The sequence below is a fragment of the Mycolicibacterium sp. XJ662 genome, assembly GCF_053484035.1.
Map to the genome: position 1 here is coordinate 152,275 of NZ_JBEFTL010000005.1, position 16,128 is coordinate 168,402.

General features: G+C 64.2%; 17 protein-coding genes. 4 read left to right on the forward strand and 13 right to left on the reverse strand.

Going from position 1 to position 16,128, the window contains the following annotated elements; all coding sequences use genetic code 11:
* Positions 1-13 precede the first annotated feature (13 nt).
* The 3 genes from ABQE93_RS16290 to ABQE93_RS16300 all read left to right on the forward strand — a co-directional run bounded on the left by ABQE93_RS16290 (position 14) and on the right by ABQE93_RS16300 (position 2,966).
* Positions 14-376: an acyl-CoA thioesterase gene (locus ABQE93_RS16290; protein ID WP_448409142.1), complete on the forward strand. Its 363-nt coding sequence runs from the start codon at positions 14-16 to the stop codon at positions 374-376.
* Positions 373-1,023 (forward strand): DUF8185 domain-containing protein, encoded by a 651-nt coding sequence (locus ABQE93_RS16295; RefSeq protein ID WP_448408932.1) that lies wholly within the window; start codon positions 373-375, stop codon positions 1,021-1,023. The genes ABQE93_RS16290 and ABQE93_RS16295 overlap by 4 nt, the downstream gene beginning before the upstream one ends.
* A gap of 608 nt (positions 1,024-1,631) precedes the next feature.
* On the forward strand, positions 1,632-2,966 hold the full coding sequence (locus ABQE93_RS16300; RefSeq protein ID WP_448438068.1) for a flavin reductase: 1,335 nt from the start codon (positions 1,632-1,634) through the stop codon (positions 2,964-2,966).
* 20 nt (positions 2,967-2,986) lie between these two features.
* On the opposite strand, the gene ABQE93_RS16305 is transcribed toward ABQE93_RS16300, so the two are convergent.
* Positions 2,987-4,093: an AraC family transcriptional regulator gene (locus tag ABQE93_RS16305; RefSeq protein WP_448408929.1), complete on the reverse strand. Its 1,107-nt coding sequence runs from the start codon at positions 4,091-4,093 to the stop codon at positions 2,987-2,989.
* Positions 4,094-4,209: 116 nt separating this feature from the next.
* Here ABQE93_RS16305 and ABQE93_RS16310 point away from each other — a divergent pair, with 116 nt between their 5' ends.
* On the forward strand, positions 4,210-4,986 hold the full coding sequence (locus ABQE93_RS16310; RefSeq protein ID WP_448408928.1) for an SDR family NAD(P)-dependent oxidoreductase: 777 nt from the start codon (positions 4,210-4,212) through the stop codon (positions 4,984-4,986).
* Between the two features lie 3 nt (positions 4,987-4,989).
* On the opposite strand, the gene ABQE93_RS16315 is transcribed toward ABQE93_RS16310, so the two are convergent.
* The 12 genes from ABQE93_RS16315 to ABQE93_RS16370 form a co-directional block, all read right to left on the reverse strand.
* The gene (locus tag ABQE93_RS16315; protein ID WP_069405007.1) at positions 4,990-5,607 is read right to left on the reverse strand and encodes a GntR family transcriptional regulator; all 618 of its coding nucleotides are present in this window, start codon (positions 5,605-5,607) and stop codon (positions 4,990-4,992) included.
* Between the two features lie 107 nt (positions 5,608-5,714).
* Positions 5,715-6,182, reverse strand: a complete 468-nt coding sequence (locus ABQE93_RS16320; RefSeq protein ID WP_448408925.1) for a VOC family protein — start codon at positions 6,180-6,182, stop codon at positions 5,715-5,717.
* Positions 6,179-7,798 (reverse strand): FAD-dependent monooxygenase, encoded by a 1,620-nt coding sequence (locus ABQE93_RS16325; RefSeq protein WP_448408924.1) that lies wholly within the window; start codon positions 7,796-7,798, stop codon positions 6,179-6,181. The genes ABQE93_RS16320 and ABQE93_RS16325 overlap by 4 nt, the downstream gene beginning before the upstream one ends.
* 40 nt (positions 7,799-7,838) lie before the next feature.
* Positions 7,839-9,437: a phytoene desaturase family protein gene (locus ABQE93_RS16330; RefSeq protein WP_448408923.1), complete on the reverse strand. Its 1,599-nt coding sequence runs from the start codon at positions 9,435-9,437 to the stop codon at positions 7,839-7,841.
* Between the two features lie 22 nt (positions 9,438-9,459).
* Positions 9,460-9,882, reverse strand: a complete 423-nt coding sequence (locus ABQE93_RS16335; RefSeq protein ID WP_448438069.1) for an SRPBCC domain-containing protein — start codon at positions 9,880-9,882, stop codon at positions 9,460-9,462.
* Between the two features lie 20 nt (positions 9,883-9,902).
* Positions 9,903-12,371 carry a xanthine dehydrogenase family protein molybdopterin-binding subunit gene (locus tag ABQE93_RS16340; RefSeq protein WP_448408920.1) on the reverse strand — a complete coding sequence of 823 codons (2,469 nt, stop codon included), beginning with the start codon at positions 12,369-12,371 and terminating at the stop codon, positions 9,903-9,905.
* Positions 12,364-12,855, reverse strand: a complete 492-nt coding sequence (locus ABQE93_RS16345; RefSeq protein ID WP_448408919.1) for a (2Fe-2S)-binding protein — start codon at positions 12,853-12,855, stop codon at positions 12,364-12,366. Before ABQE93_RS16345 ends, ABQE93_RS16340 begins: the two co-directional genes overlap by 8 nt.
* Complete coding sequence (locus tag ABQE93_RS16350) at positions 12,856-13,677, reverse strand: FAD binding domain-containing protein (RefSeq protein ID WP_448408918.1); 822 nt, start codon at positions 13,675-13,677, stop codon at positions 12,856-12,858.
* Positions 13,678-13,763: 86 nt separating this feature from the next.
* Positions 13,764-14,639: a fumarylacetoacetate hydrolase family protein gene (locus ABQE93_RS16355; RefSeq protein WP_448408916.1), complete on the reverse strand. Its 876-nt coding sequence runs from the start codon at positions 14,637-14,639 to the stop codon at positions 13,764-13,766.
* Position 14,640: 1 nt separating this feature from the next.
* Positions 14,641-15,048 (reverse strand): RidA family protein, encoded by a 408-nt coding sequence (locus ABQE93_RS16360; RefSeq protein ID WP_069405936.1) that lies wholly within the window; start codon positions 15,046-15,048, stop codon positions 14,641-14,643.
* Between the two features lie 2 nt (positions 15,049-15,050).
* Positions 15,051-15,437, reverse strand: coding sequence for a cupin domain-containing protein (locus tag ABQE93_RS16365; RefSeq protein WP_448408915.1), 387 nt, complete (start codon positions 15,435-15,437; stop codon positions 15,051-15,053).
* Positions 15,434-16,114 carry a GntR family transcriptional regulator gene (locus tag ABQE93_RS16370; protein WP_448408914.1) on the reverse strand — a complete coding sequence of 227 codons (681 nt, stop codon included), beginning with the start codon at positions 16,112-16,114 and terminating at the stop codon, positions 15,434-15,436. The genes ABQE93_RS16365 and ABQE93_RS16370 overlap by 4 nt, the downstream gene beginning before the upstream one ends.
* Positions 16,115-16,128: the final 14 nt, after the last annotated feature.

Here is a 16,128-nt window from a genome sequence, read left to right on the forward strand (position 1 = left end):
GTCAGACATCGACATGTACCAACACATCAACCACGCCACCATGGTGACCATTCTCGAAGAGGCCCGAATCCCGTTTCTGCGTGAGCCGTTCGGGCCAAGGATCGAGACCATCGGACTGTTGATCGCCGACGTCAACATCTCGTACAAGGCGCAACTGCGGCTGGTGGACTCGCCGCTGCAGGTGACCATGTGGTCCAAGCGGGTACGGGCCGTCGACTTCACCATCGGCTACGAGGTGAGGTCGGTCAACGCCTCGCCCGACTCGAAACCGGCCGTCATCGCCGATACCCAACTGGCCGCCGTGCACATCAAAGAACAGCGATTGCAGCGTCTTTCGCCCGAGCAGCAGGAGTATCTGCGGCATTGGTCGCGATGACCGAGCGCGAGCGCGGTATCTGGCTCGACGGTGCGACCCACCGCGACGACCTCGCCACGTTCACCGACCGCGTTCTGCGGCTCGACGACACCGCGGTGGTCAGGTTGCGGCAGCGCTCGGACGAGCAGCTTGTCGCCTGGGCGGCAACCGGATTCGACGTGCTGGCCAGCCGGGTGGTGCGCGGCCGGGTCAAACCGGCCGATCTGGCCGTCGGCGCCGACGCACTGGCCGCCGGCCTGGCCGCGATGGCGCCTGACGGTCACGTCGAACCCGGCTTCACGATGGACTCCGCGTGGCGCGGCGCGCTACCGCCTGAGACGGGTTTCGTCCACCTCGACGATGTGCCGGCCGGCGTCGTGCTGGACCTCGCCGAACAGGGCGGCGCGCTGGCCAAGGAGCATTCCAGCGCACACGGACCGCCGGTATCCCTGCTGGATCAGGATGTGATGTCGGTCAGCGCAGGTGAGGACAGCGTCGGAATTCCGATGCGCTGCGTATTCGCCTTGACCGCGATGGGTTTTCTCCCGCCGGCGTTGGCCGACGACGAGATCGTGCGGGTGCGGGCGCATCCGACGTGGTTGCGTATCGACGCGCGGTTCGGTTCGGTGTACCGGCGCCGCGGCGCCCCCGCCGTGGTGCTGCGCTGACTTTTCTCCCGCGAGCAGACATAGAAGGCCCCTCTGAGGCCCTCCAAGGGGGCCCTCTATGTCTGCTCGCGGCTAAGAGGGGGGAGAGCCAGGCGGTTTCAGGGCGGGCGCCGAAATCTGTGCACGATCGCGATGCTTTGCGGATAGTGGCGCGGCCAATCGGATAGCAGCGCTGTGGGCGGGAACGCTAACTTCTGACTCGTGATCTCAGCACGCGAGGAGCCCACTTGAGCACGCATGACCACATCACGATCGTCGGTGCCGGCCAGTCGGGCCTGCAACTGGCCATCGGCTTGCTTGCACACAACTATCACGTCCGTGTGGTCAGCGACCGCACTCCAGCGGAGATCGCGGCCGGCGCAGTGACATCGAGTCAGGGCATGTTCGGCCGTGCGCTTCGCCACGAGCGGGCCCTTGGGTTGGATCTGTGGCGGGACGAGGCGCCGTCGATCGGCGCCGTATCGATGACGATCGCGAACCAGCCGGGTGAACCGGTGCCATCCATCAGGTGGACGGGCCAACTCGGCGCCATCGCGCAGTCGGTGGATCAACGAGTCAAGATACCTCGATACATCGACGAATTCGTCCGGCGCGGTGGCGAATTCGTCGTGGGTAAGGCCGACGTCGACGATATCGAGGCGTATGCCAGGGAGTCAGACCTCGTCGTGATCGCGGCAGGCAAGGGCGATGTCGCAAACCTATTCACCCGCGACAGCGCGCGGTCCACGTACGACGAGCCGCAACGTGTCACCGCGCTGACCTACGTGCGCGGAATGGATCCGCAGCCGGCAGAGGTGTCCTACAACATCTTGCCGGGCGTAGGTGAGTACTTCGTCTTTCCCGCTCTGACGCTGGGCGGCCCCTGCAGCATCATGGTTTTCTCGGGGGTAATCGGCGGTCCGATGGACTGCTGGAACGATGTGAGGTCGGCATCCGAACATCTGGAAATCTCGAAGCGCATTCTGACCGAGTCCTTGCCGTGGGAGGCGGATCGATGCCACCACATCGCGCTGACCGACGAACAAGGGGTGATGTCGGGACGTCTGACACCGGTGGTTCGGCATCCCGTGGCTGTGCTGCCCTCGGGAGCCGAGGTGCTCGGAATGGCCGATGTGGTGGTGCTCAACGATCCGCTGACCGGGCAGGGATCGAACAACGCGAGCAAGAGCGCCGCCATCTATCTGGACGCGATCTCTGCGCACGACGGCCGCGCATTTGACCGGGAATTCATGCAGCGCACGTTCGAGCGCTACTGGGATTATGCGCAATACGTCACGAAGTGGACGAACGCGATGCTCGAGCCGCCGGAACCGTACGCCATCCAGCTGCATATCGCCGCCACGCAGCACCCCGAGATCGGCGACCGCTTCGCCAACGGCCTTGACTACCCACCGGATTTCTTCTCGTGGTATCTGGACGCGGAGAACGCCGCGGCGTACTTGGCCAGCCTGAGCCGGCCCGAGTTTGACCCTCGTGATCTGCGACGCGCCCTCGGGCAGTTCGCGACCGGGGTCAATGTTGTGACGGCTCGAGATCTCGACGGCACACCCGTTGGGATGACCGTCAACTCATTTTCCTCGGCATCGCTGGATCCGCCTATGGTGACCTGGTGCGTTCGTCGCGATGCACCCAGCGCGCGAGCGTTCACCACCGCATCGCATTTCGCTGTGCATGTCTTGGATGCCGCACATGCGCACCTTGCCCACCAGTTCTCAAAACCCGCGCCGGACAAGTTCGCTGGAGTGGAGGTCGTCAACGGCCTCGGCGATACGCCAGTCCTGGTGGGCGCGATCGCGCATTTCGAGTGCCGCAACGTCCGGACGGTTGATGTCGGCGATCACATCATGTTGATAGGTGAAATCGAGCGCTACGAGGCGCGCGGAGGTGAGCCCTTGATCTTCCACTCGGGCGGATTTCGGTGCCTCTCGGTGATCGCGAACTGAAGGGGTGCGGCGTTCGCACCTCAGCGGCGGAGGGTCTCGGACGGGGATTCGCCGAACCTGCGGCGGTATTCGACGGAGAAGCGGCCCAGGTGCATGAAACCGGCCTCCAAGGCCACTTCGGTGACGGTGACATTCGACGCTGGGTCAGCGGCCACAAGCGCATCCCGGGCCCGTCTCAGACGGACGTCGCGCAGATACTCCATGGGCGAACAACCGACATGAACCTGAAACCCACGTTGTAGTGCGCTTGCGCTGACGCCGGCGTGGGCAGCCAAGCGGGCGGTGGTGATCGCGCGGTTGGACGCTGTCTCAATGAATTCCACTGCGCTCCTGATGGCGCGTGGGGGTACGGCCCGGGCGTCGGAATGCAGGGCCGTCGAGTAGTTGTGAGGCTGCGCGGTCAGCAGACCGGTGAGGATCAGTGTTTCCAGTTCGGTAGCCATCAGCGACGAATGGACCAAGCTCTCGTCGCGGCGAAGCTCAGCGACCAGCAAGTCGATCGTCGCGCGCCAACTTCGTCCAGGGCCTGTGTCAAGCGGCATTCCGAGTGTGAACTGAATCGGAGCTTTGACCCGGCGGCCCAACAAGGACTCCAGGTGCCGCTGTAGCACGTCGTCGTCGACGCGCACGGCGACCTCCGAGCAGTCGGCTTGCCATCGCATCTCACAGCGTCGTCGTGAATTCGCGACGGACGCGACGCTCGGGGTCGAAACGAGTTCCTCGTCGGCTGTGGCGATGGCGGCGCAACCCTGTAATGGCATCTGCACCAAATGAAACGGTCTCGCCGATGGCACCACGTCGATGAGGACGGGTGCGCCGTACTTGATCCAGACGAGTTGAATCCTGCCGATGGCATGGACACGTACAGCCGCATCGAGCGCCCAGCCGCGTTCGACATCAAGGGAATGCGGCGCGAGGAGGTCGGTCAGCAAGGCCTGGATCTGATCGTCGTCTTCGATGCGGTCGAGGTCGAGCAGCGTGGCACCCTGCGTTTGACACGCCGGCGATCTGCCGGATCGAGCATCCGTCAGCGATGAAGGCCGTGCCGGGCGGGCCACGTCTACAGATAAGCACAGAGCCCGCCGCCATGTATCGAATTTGATCAAAATAGTCGTCGGATCGAGCATACGCGCCATTGACGACGCCGATTTTGATCATATACGGTCACAGTGAATTTGCGGCGAAAACCTCCACCGGGGGGTGCCGCCGATCATCAAACCCGGCCACGGCGTGAGGATTTGACTTGAAACTCGACGGCAAGGTCGCGATCGTCACGGGCACCGGCGCCGGCATAGGTCGTGCGACAGTGCAGCGTCTAGCAGACGAAGGCTGTCGCCTGGTCGTCAACGACATCAACGACGATTACTTGCGCGCGCTTGTCGAGACGCTGCCGCAGTCCACGGTGCTGCCCGTCGTCGGCGACGCTTCGGTTGAGCAGACCGCCACCGCCCTTGCGGCGCAGGCCCTCGATGCGTACGGACGAGTCGACATTCTCGTCAACGCTGTTGGCAACATGTTCATCAAGGACCCCGTCGAAATCACTGTGGACGAGTGGGATCGGGTGATGGCGGTGAACTTGCGCAGCGCCTTCTTGTGTTGCAAGGCAGTCCTGCCGACGATGATCGCGCAGCGGTCCGGATCGATCGTCAACCTCGCGTCGATCTCGTCATACGTCGGGCAAGAAATCAACGGAGAAAGCACGATCGCGTACAACGTCACCAAGGCCGCCGTTCGTCAGCTGACCACGTCACTGGCGACCCGGTACGCGCGCGATGGGGTCCGGGTCAATTGCGTCGTCCCTGGACCGACTCGGACCATGGCCTTGCAGCACTTCTATGCCGGTATGCCACAGGAGCAGTCGGACGCTGTCTTTCAGGCCGTCGGTGAAGAAACCACCGCCATCGGTCGAAGCGCCGAGCCGGAGGAGATCGCGGCTGCTATCGCGTTTCTGGTATCCGACGACGCGTCATACATGGTGGGCACCGCGCTCACGGTGGACGGTGGCTTCCTTGCGCGTTAGCGCTTAGAACATGTCCTCGCCGCCGAGTTCCCGGGCGACGAGGTTGGCGGTATACGCCAAATGCGTGCTGAGTTCGCGTGCGGCGACGCGAGGATTTCGCCTGGCGCAGGCGTCGATGATCCGTTCGTGCTCGAGCCGGCGTGCCTCGCGGTCGCCACGGTGCGGAATCGACACGAGCCGATAGCGCTCGCTGTTGACCCACAGCGGCATGATGAGTTTGGTCAACCACGGAGACCGGGCGGCCTCGTAGATCGCAAAGTGCAGCGCCGTGTGCGCTTCCCGCGATGCCATGGTGTTCGCTGCAGTAGCGGTGTGCTCGTCCAGCGCTTTGCGCGCTTTTTCCTCGTCCTCGTCGGTGAAGCGGGATGCGGCCCGCTCGACGGCGAGGACCTCGAGTGCAAGCCGGGCTTCGTAGGTGTTGTACAGGTCATCGAGCGAGAAGCTGCCCACCCGCGCGCCGCGGCGAGGATCTTGTTCCACCAGCCCGAGCGACTCCAAGCTGAGCAGTGCGCCGCGGACCGGCATCATGCTCATCCCGAGCCGGTCGGCGAGCGCTTTCAACCGAAGTGGTGAGCCAGGAGGAAGCTTGCCCGTGACGATCTCTTCCCGAAGGATCTCCACCGCGTCCTCGACTCTCGTCGTAGGCCTCGGCTTACTCGTAGTGCCGCTCAAAAAGCCTTCTCCATCCGCAGCGTCTGCGTCAGCACGGCAAAACCGTCATAACCTCACTATATGTCGCGGACCGTGTCCATACCCTGCGCCTTCCTCGACGGCGCACCGGCTGTGTCCGGCTCCACGAGCTCGACGGGCAGCCCGTCTGGGTCGAGCAGGAAGACCCACATCGCGGCGGCGGTGTCGCTGTGCAGCGGCGGGGACAGGAAGCGGACACCCTCGGCGCTGAGCCTGCGATGCCACGCCTCGATGTCGTCGACTTGCAGTGCGATATGCGCCGATCCGACATCGTGTTCCTCGGGTGCGCGTTGATCACCGCTGACACCGTACTCGCGCAGTTCGAGACGTACCCCCGGCGCAGCCATGAAGGCGCAGCGCAGCCGCCCACCGATGCCGGCGGCATCGGCTACGACGATGGTTCGTTCATGTGCGAAACCCAGCGACCCGTAGAACGCCACCGAACGCGGCAGGTCGGAAACAGCGAAGGAGACGTGATGCAACCCCGTCATGGTGCCGACGGTCACGCGGGTTCCTCCGCCACTGCCGCGAGGGACGTGCCGACGGCCGTCAGGTAGGCGGTGACGATCGCCGCGGGTTCCGCAGAGGTGATCGCCGCCGTGAAGTCATCGGGCCGCACGAGGTAGGTAGTGCCGCTCTTGGCGCCGAAGCGCTTGGTCAGGGTGCCTCGAACGTCAAAGTAGGTCCGGCCGCGGGCCCCGGAGTCAAGGGGGGCGTCGCGGCAGCTGATCAGAACCTGCGCGAGTCCGGGTGGGGGATCGGTGAGCAACGGCGCCTCTGCGGGCCAGTCGACGAATGTCAGCGCGACGAAGTCGCGGCCGAGCAGGCTGTGCAGACGCCGGAGCCGTCCGTCGGGGCCGAAGATGCTGCCGTCGGGGACCCGGTCTCCGCGTGCGATCGGTGGGCGCAGAACCGGCTTGGTGTCGGGTGCCCGAAGGTAGTTGAGCCCGAGAAGCGAACCGTTGTATGCCGCAGCCCAACGGCGACGCGGGTCGCGCAGAGCTGCCTGGCGCCGCACCGCGCCGGCCGCATTGATCAGCCGACTGCCGCTGACTTCCATGAAGCTGCGCTTGCGATTCTGCATCGCCAAGGCGGTGCTGGAGATGATGGGCTGACGTTCGGTGCTGTAGGTGTCCAACAGCGCCGGGCCCGCCCAGCCCCGCAGCACCCAGGCCAGCTTCCAACCAAAGTTGAAGGCGTCCTCGAAGCCGGTATTGAGGCCCAGGCCGCCGATTGGCGTTACGAGATGGGCGGCGTCGCCGAGGAGGAACACTCGGTCGACGCGGAACCGATCCAGGACGCGTCCCTGAGATGAATACTGCGCCCAATCGAGCACCCGGAACGGCTGATCTGGCCCGAGCTCCTCCCGCAAGCGCTGATCGATTTCGGCATCGGTGAGTTCAGGGGCGTCCGCCGGTGCCGCCCAACCCAACCGCCAGAACTTCGGCAGGCGGATCCGGGTGAAAAATCCGTTGGCGTCGCAGAGATAGGACAGTGAATCCGGAGGGTGCCCGTCGTTGCCGCGGACGTCAGTCTCGGCGTTGACGACGATGAACTGCTCGGCCGGAGTGATTTCGCGGTAGCGCAAGCCTAGCTGGCGACGCACGGTACTTTTGCCACCGTCACATCCGAGAACGTAATCGGCCTCGTATTCGACGGTGCCGTCGTCGGTTTCCAGCGTGAGCCGACAGCCGTCGTCGCGTTGGCTCAGGGCGGTCAGCCGGTGCCCGAAGCGGACCTCGGCCCCAAGCTCCACCGCGCGTTGCAGCAGAATCGGCTCGAACTCATGTTGAGGCAAGTTCAAGAAGAACGGGAACGCGGTGTCCTGTTGGAGTTCGGTCATGTCGACACGCATCAACGGCGTTTCTGTTGTCCGCCTGATGAAGTCGACGCTCTCGATGCGGATGCCCGATTCGAGTACTTTGTCGATGACGCCGAGACGGTCGAAAAATTCCAACGCTCGCGGAACGACCGTGCCGGCTTTGGGTGCCGACGACGTCATCGCGTCGTCTTCGAACACCGTCACGGAGATGCCGTGACAGGCCAGCCAGGCGGCGGCGCTGAGCCCCACCGGCCCGGCGCCGATGACGGCGATCCTGTGCTCGTTCAACGTGTCGTTCACCTTCCGTCCTTACTGCGAGATTCGGTCTCGGGTGCTGGGCTCACCCGCGGCGGGGCAGGATGCGCGTAAGTCGGCGTCTGCGCAGAAGCGCGTCTGCGGCAAGGACACCCGATCCCGCGGACAATCCCGGTCCGGGGTGGGTGCTCGCGCCGATGTGTAGTAGCCGATCCACCATGGTTCGATGGCTGGACCGGCCGGGCCGCGGACGCAGGATGAGGCTCTGGTCGAGTTCCAATGACCCGCTGTAGCCGTCGCCGCCCACATGATTGCGGTTGGCGGCCTCGAGGTCTGCGGGGGACAACACGGCGCGGCCCACCAGCGCCGAGTCCAGGTTGGTGATGTGCTGCGCGATGATCTCCTGAACTCGGTCGGCGAATGTCTCTCTGAGATGCTCGGTCCACACGCCGTTTCCGACATCGATCTCGCCCGCCGCGTCACCGACAGGACTGGACGGCAACTCGAGGAGTTGAACCCACAACGTGGCACCGCCCTTCGGGGCACGAGAGGGATCTGCGACCGTGTGCTGGCCGATGGCGATCGTGGGAGATGCGGGAAGCAGTCGTCGGGTCGCTTCGTTGACGGCTCGTGACACGCCGTCGAGTCCCGGTGTCAGGTTCACCGATGCGGCTTGGGCTAGCCGGGAATCGCCCCGCCAGCGAGGCTGCTCGTTCAGTGCCATGTGTATCTGCATTCCCGCGCGGCCATACCGGAATCGCCGAGCGTCGCTGGCAACCGGGGGCGAAACATCCTCGTTCCGCAGGAGATCCAGGTAAAGCTGTTGGGGAGTCACGTTGGCGAGCACGGCTTGGCGCGCTTCGTAGCGTTCGCCGTCGGCGGTCGCAACACCGGTCGCCGCTCCGCCCGACACCTCGATGCGGGTGACGTCACGATTGGTTCGGCATTCGCCGCCACCGTCGCGGATGATGCCGGCCAGGGCCTCGATCAGCTTGACCCCGCCGCCCTGGGGAATCGGCATCCCAACCATCTCGATCGACAGCGCGACCATTTTCGCCATCAACGCAGAGGTCACGGACTCCGGTCCGAGGCCACCGTGGAGGGGCAGCGGTGCGAAAAAGCCGCGGGCAGGTTCGGATCGGAACTCCGCCGTCACCCAGTCACGGCAGCTTTCGAGTAGGTCGCTTGCGTAGCGCAGGCTGCCGTCGCGCCCCAGCCGGCGGTAGGCAGTGACGCCGAGTTTCAGCGTCGCCAACGACCAAAACTCTTTCCCCATCAAATGAGTGGTGGTCTGCTGATGTCGGCCGAACCAGTCGGAGAGGCGATCCCAGGCCGCGCCGTCGGCGTGGTGGTGGCGCGTGAACTCGGCGACATTCTGCTCGTGCGACGATGTCAGCAGGACCGCGTCGTGGTGTGGGGAAGCGTAGGCAGTCTGTACCGGTGCGAACGTGTATTGCAGTCCGCGGGCGTCGAGTTCAGGTTTGAGCCGCTGGTATGCCTCGCTCAGCAGGAACAGCACGTGAAACCCGGAGAAGACGTCGTGGGTGTAACCCGGCGCGGTGAGCTCGGCGGTCTGCACGGCGCCGCCGAGGCGGTCGCTGCTCTCCAGGACGCACACGCCCCAGCCGGCGCGGGTCAGCAGCGCGCCGGCTACCAGAGAGTTGAGTCCACTCCCGATGATCACTGCGTCAAATCGTGGCAATGGCTCAGACCGAACCCAAGCGCGATACGAACGCCGCGAAGGCGGTATCGATCTGTTGTGACACCAGAAGCGGCGCGACGTGCTGAGTCATCCCGACGACGGGGCCGCGCAATACGACGGATGCGGTCCATCGCAGCGTCGTGCAGTTGGGATCGGGCGCGGCGCCCAACACGATCCTGTTGTCGAAGGTGGCGTGAACGCCGTCTCCGAGTGCGGTGCCCGCGAAGCGTGCGCTCTCGCCCGGTGTGCGTTCGACGCACTTCACCCTGGCGTTGAGGTGCAGGTTGCCGAGGCCGAGCGGAAATACGCAGCGCGCGCGGATTTCGCCGGACGATTGCGTCGAAACGTCCTGGACCACCGGGATCAAGCCGAGGAAGGTGGCGGGCTCGGCGATCGCGTCCCAGGTCGTCTCTGGTGATGCCTCCACCAAGCGGGTCCCATCAAAGTTCATCGTGACTCCACGATCACTCGGCGTTGGCTGGCCTCGGGTTCGTGGATGAGTGACCACACGCGTTGTGGGTCGTTGAAACTTTCGTGCACCACCGCTCGTATCCCTGCGGCCCGCAACGCATCTTGAACTGCCGCGCTGATGGTGTGCAGGCCTGCACCGCCGCCCTCGCCCATCCCCTTCGCGCCCACCGGTCCGAATGGCGACGGGGTGACGACCTCGCCGGTGTGAAGATCTGGCATGTCGAGGGCAGTCGGCACGTGGTATTGGTAGAAGTTCGACGTCAGCAACTGCCCGTGTTCGTCGTATTCGTAGCTTTCGGTGAGCGCAGCGCCCAGGCCGTGGGCCAGCGCGCCGTGCACCTGACCCTCCACGATCATCGGGTTGACTCGTACCCCGCAGTCGTCAACGGCGACATACCGCAGAATTTCGATTGCCCCGGTGTCCGGGTCGATTTCGATGACGGCCAGGTGGATCTGCGACGCATACGTCAGCGTCAAGTTGCCGAACTTCCGTTCCACATCTGGCAGGGCGAACGGCGGCCGGTACACGTAACGACAGTTGAGCGTCACATCCAAATCGGCTGGGTAGTCGAGGTTGTCGACGTTCACCAGACTCGCCAGCTCGAAAAACGTGAGCGATCCGCCGTGGGGAGCCATGGCCGCTCCCTTGGCGAGGACGATCTCGGCGGCAGGTGCCCCGAGCACCGCGCCGGCGAGGAGTCGGATCTCAGCGGCCAGCTTCTCCGCAGCACCTTTGGTCGCACCCAGTCCGGTGACGGCGAATTGGCTGGCATTGGTGCCCGACCAACCGGCATGCGTGTTGCGGCGCGAGTCGTGCCCGCTGTGCACGACGACGTCATCGGGTGTCACACCGAGGATGTCGGCCGCTACCTGTGCGGCGGTGGTTTCGTGTCCTTGGCCCTGTGGCGCCGAGCCAAGCGACAGCACCACCTCGCCGGAAAGGTCCAATTTGATGGTCGCGACCTGGTTGTTGCCGGAGACGGGGATGTGCGGGTTCGCCAGACGCACCTGCGCGTAGTTCTGGGTGCCCGAGTCCAGGGTGGATCCGATGCCGATACCCAGCAGCTTGCCGTTGTTGCGGATGCCACGTTGAGTTCGGAACCTGTCGTAATCTGCGAGTTCCAAGGCGATGTCGAGGGACTGCGTGTAATCACCGGAGTCGTAGATCCCCCCGCTGGGAGTTTCGTACGGAAAGTCCGTGGCCGGGATGTAATTGCGCTTCCGGATCTCGACCGGATCGAAGCCGAGTTCGTGGCTCACGATGTCGATGATCCGTTCGGTCAACCACAGATGCTGCATCCGTGAGTAGCCGCGGTTCGCCGAACTGGGCGTCTTATTGGTGATGACTTGCTTCATGTCGACGCGGATGTTCCGCCACAGATAACATCCGGGTGTCACCTGGGTCCAGAGCACGGCGCCTGTTGGCTCGTAGCGGGGGAAGGCGCCGACGTCGTCTATCGCCTTCGCCGAAAACCCCAGCAGGGTACCGTCTTTCGCCACGGCGACTGCGATGTCCTGGAACCAACGATCGGCACCGTGTGCGTTCGCGGTCTGTTGTTCGGTGCGCCACTCGGTCCACTTGACGGGACGGCCCAGCTTGCGGGCCAGTAGACAAGCCGCGGTCACATAGGTGTATCCGGTGAGTTTGTTTCCGAACCCGCCACCGATGTCGCCGGTGATCAGGTGCAACTTGGCGGCGGGAACCCGCAGCGCGCCAGAGATCCAGGTGATCGACGGACCGGGACCGTGCAGGTTGCAGGTGACGGTGAAGTCACCTGTGCCCGCGTCGAACTCCGCAACGGAGCCGGAGCATTCCAGCGGAGTCGAAGAGAACCTGTGGAAGTAGAGTTCTGAGATCCGAAGTACATGATCGGCATCTCGCAGCGCCGCGTCGACATCGCCGTAGTCGAACAGGGCGGACAATACGACGTTGGTCCCGGCATCCTCGTGCACGATCGGCGCGTCGTTCTCGGTTGCCTTGCGGGCATCCATCAGCGGGTCAAGAGGCTGGTACTCTACTTCTACCAATTCAGCGGCATCACAGGCTATTTCGCGGGTGGCCGCCACGACGGCAGCGACGGGGTGCCCTGCCCAGCACGCCTTGTCCACGGCCAGGCAGTATTCGGTGATGGCGCTTGCATCGCCGGGTGCGACCTGCCAGTACGGATCGGTGAGGTCCGCTGCCTCGCGTCCGGTGAGGGTTCCATGCACCCCGGGAAGCGCCTCGGCCTGCGACACATCCACCGAGACGATGCGTGCATGCGCGTACGGACTGCGGACGAAGTGCAGGTAGCCCATACCGTACCGCTTGACGTCATCGACGAACTTGCCTTGCCCTTTGAGGAGTCGTCGGTCTTCTTTGCGTTTGAGCCGTTGACCGGTCCAAGCTTCGGTTGCGGTGATTGCCGAGGAAGCCTCTGCGGTGTCGTGGAGGTCGCTACTCACTCGTTCGCTCCTTCCTGGCGGCTGCCTCGATGGCATCGACGATGTTCCAATAGCCGGTGCAGCGGCAGATATTGCCCTTCAGCGCACGCTTTATTTCGGTGCGTGTCGGGTTTGGATTGGACCGCAGCAGGTGGGTCGCGCTCATCAACATGCCCGGTGTGCAGTAGCCGCATTGGAGGGCGTGGTGGTCGGAGAACGCCTGTTGGAGATCGCTGAGGCCGTCGGTCGGTGACACGCCTTCGACCGTGATGATCTCGGCTCCGTCGGCCTGGATGGCAAGTACCGAGCAGGACTTCGTGGACTGGCCGTCGATGAGCACAGTGCATGCCCCGCATGTGCCGGTGTCGCACCCGACATGTGTTCCGACGAGATCGAGGTCGTCGCGGATGAGGTGCACAAGCAGTTTTCGGGCCTCCACCTCGCAGTGGTATGCACGGCCGTTGACACGCAGGTCGATCGCCTTCGCGCGGGTGGGCTCGCTCATCTACAGGGCCTCCGTTTCGCTCAGGGCTTGCTGCGCGGCGCGCAAGCCGAGGACACCGACGAGGTGCCGTTTGTACTCGGTCGTGGCGTGCACGTCGGGGGGCGGAGAAATACTCGCATCGGCGATGGCAGCGCGGATCTCGTCCGGCTCTGCGGCGGCCGACACCGCAACGGGCCGAGAGGCGACGCCTCCGAACGCAATCCGGACGTCGTCACCGATGCGGGTCGCTGCCGCATTGACGATGCCGGGGCCGTCGGCGCCGACGCGCAACGCCGCCCATCCGTCGCTTCGACGGGGTGGTCTGGGCGGGATCACGATCTTGGTCAACAGTTCCCCGGGCCTCACCGCGGTCCAGAACGGCGCGATGAAGAATTCGTCGGCCGGGACTTGTCGCTCGCCGTCGGCGCCGACGACTGTCATCGACGCGCCGACGGCCAGCATGAGCGGCGGCAGGTTGTTGTTGACGTCGTTGTGACAGACGTTGCCGCCGACGGTGGCGCGGTTGCGTACCTGCACATCCGCGAGGGTGGCGGCCACGTGGCACAGGATCGGGCGGTGCGCCCGCACCGTCTCGGAGGCGATCATCTCTGTGAAGGTCACGCCGGCGCCCAACTGGAGTGAACCGTCGTCACCCACGACGATTTGTTTGAGGTCGGCAAGGCTGCCGATGTCGACGAGCCGGTGGGGCGAAGCTACCCGAAGTTTCATCATGTTGATCAAGGTGGCTCCGCCCGCCAGGACGCGAGAATCCGGTGCGGAAAGCAGCTGGATCGCCTCGTCAACCGATGCAGCAACCGCGTATTCGAACGGTTTCAGCAACATCGCTTACTCCTTGTGGGTCGGCTCGGCTGATGAGCGCGTAGGTCCCCGGGGAAGTCTGCCTCGCGGGAGGGGTCGACGGTGGCGAGTTAGGTGAGTGCGATCTTCTCGACGCGGTTGACCAGACGCCCGATTTCGGCGATCTCGACCTCTGTGACGTCGCCCGGTTCGAGGAACAGGGGTGGGTCGTGGGCGAAACCGACCCCGGACGGCGTGCCGGTGAGGATGACGTCGCCCGGTTCGAGGGTCATACCCAGCGAGAGTTGCGCGATGATCCGTTCGACGGGGTAGAACAGCGACCCTGTCGACGCCTCTTGGCGCACTTCCCCGTTGACGAGTGACCGCAGGGTCAAAGACCGTTCGTCAAGTGAGTCGGCGGTGACGATCACGGGCCCCAAGGGGCAGTACGTGTCCATGCCCTTACCCTTTTGCCACTGGCCGCCGTGGCGGCGCTGGATGTCACGCGCGGTGATGTCGTTGGCCAGGGTGTATCCGAATACGTGATCCTTCGCGCATTCTTCAGAGATGGATCGGCCCCCTTTGCCGATGACGACCGCCAGTTCGCCCTCGTAGTCGAGCTTGGTCGTGACAGCCGCATCCCAGGCGATCGCATCGCCGGGGCCGATCACGCTGCCGTTGGGCTTGGAGAAGAATGTCGCGAACTTGCGCTCGTCGGTCTCTTGGCCGGCGCGTTTGCCGATGCCCTCCTCGTAGTGCTTTGGATAATTCCAGCCGACGCAATAGATGTGGTTTGGTCGTGGTATCGGGGCCAACAGTCGAACATCCGCGAGACGAGCGGTGCTCTCGTTGGCAGCGGCGGCCCGCTTGGCGTCGTCGAAGAGCGCGGGATCTGCGACGAGATCGAGGATCTCGTCGCAGATCGCGCTGAGGTCGATGACCTCGTCCCTCCGTACGGCGCCCGGCTTGGCTTGCCCGCCCGGCATTTGGAAGGTGGCAAGCTGCATATCAGCGGCCTGACTGGCCGATCGCGGCGATGGCCTCGATCTCGATCAGGAGTTCTTTGTCCACCAGTCGGGAAACCTCGAACATCGACGACGCCGGTAGCGGTGCGGAGAAGTAACGTTTGCGCACCTCGTGGATGTCATCGAACTGCTCCATGTCCCGGATGAAGACCGTGAGCTTGACGATGTCGGCGAGACTGCCGCCGGCCTCCTCGAGGATGGATTTCATATTCTCGAGGATGGTTTCGGTCTGGACCTTGACGTCGCCGACGCCGACCACCTCGCCCGAAGGAGCGCGGGACGTCAGACCGCTGACAAACAGCAACTCTTTCGGATCAGTCACCTTGATGGCCTGGGAGAACACTCCCAACGGCGTGTTCAGCTTCTTGCTGTAGACCTCGGAAATGGACATGGCTACCTCGCATCTTCATCGTTGTCATACCAATCGGGACGTTGTGGGTAGTGCGGTCCGTCGTAGACCTCCAGAAAGACGGTGTCCTCCAGAGCCTCGGTCGGTCCGTGAAAGTTGCCGGCGGGATTCCAGTAGAAGGATCCGGTGGTCAGGACTTCGCCGCTGTGTAGGTACTTGTAGCTGCCCGACAGCACGTACATGAACTGGTTCGAGGCGTGGCAGTGGTTCTGCGGAATGCCGCAGCCCTTCTCGATCTTGATCTGCGCGATCGAGGCGCCGGAGTCATCGTCGCGCCACAGCATACGTTCGGAAACACCGGGCAATGACTTTGCCCGCCAGGGCATTTCCTCTGCCCGCAGGATGAGTTCAGTGAGTTCAGGGCTGTTCAAAACAGGGCTTCCTCTCCAAGTTGACGGGCCACGACGTTGACCGTCTTGGCCAGGTGCTCGTGCAGTTCGCGTGACGCAACGCGAGGATTGCCGCGGATACACGCTTCCAAGATCCGCTCGTGTTCGAGTCGGCGGTCCTTGACGGCGCCTCGGTGGGGCAGAGACAGCATTCGATAGCGTTCGCTGTTCGCCCACAGCGGTGTGATCAGGCGAATCAACCAGGCGGATCCGGCTGCTTCGTAGATCGAGAAGTGGAACGACGTGTGCGCCTTGCGCGACTCCTCCAGCGCGCCACGTGCGGCCGCGGCGCATTGCCGTTCCAGGTGCGCGAGCGCCACCTTCCCGTGCTCGGGCGTGAAACGCTCGGCGGCCAGCTCGACAGCCAAGGTCTCGAGTCGGATCCGAGCCCGATAAGTGTCCATGAGGTCTTGTACGGAGAACAGGCTCACCCGCGCCCCGCGCCTGGGCTGTTGCTCCACCAGGCCCAGGGATTCCAGCACCCGCAGCGCCTCCCGAACCGGCATCATGCTCATGCCCAATCGCTCCGCCAGCGGCGCGAGCCGAAGCGGGGCACCGGGCTCAAGCGATCCCGACACGATCAAATCCTGCAGGGCATTGACGGCCATATCAACGCGCGTCTGTGTAGTGCCCGTCGGCGATTCCTCGATGGCGACCACCGACGTCGTGCTTG

Bases quoted from the DNA above. Each gene is read 5' to 3' on its own strand.
- ABQE93_RS16305 (WP_448408929.1), bottom strand. From the start codon at position 4,093: ATGCTCGATCCGACGACTATTTTGATCAAATTCGATACATGGCGGCGG.
- ABQE93_RS16350 (WP_448408918.1), bottom strand. From the start codon at position 13,677: ATGTTGCTGAAACCGTTCGAATACGCGGTTGCTGCATCGGTTGACGAG.
- ABQE93_RS16345 (WP_448408919.1), bottom strand. From the start codon at position 12,855: ATGAGCGAGCCCACCCGCGCGAAGGCGATCGACCTGCGTGTCAACGGC.
- ABQE93_RS16295 (WP_448408932.1), top strand. From the start codon at position 373: ATGACCGAGCGCGAGCGCGGTATCTGGCTCGACGGTGCGACCCACCGC.
- ABQE93_RS16360 (WP_069405936.1), bottom strand. From the start codon at position 15,048: ATGTCCATTTCCGAGGTCTACAGCAAGAAGCTGAACACGCCGTTGGGA.
- ABQE93_RS16355 (WP_448408916.1), bottom strand. From the start codon at position 14,639: ATGCAGCTTGCCACCTTCCAAATGCCGGGCGGGCAAGCCAAGCCGGGC.
- ABQE93_RS16290 (WP_448409142.1), top strand. From the start codon at position 14: ATGTACCAACACATCAACCACGCCACCATGGTGACCATTCTCGAAGAG.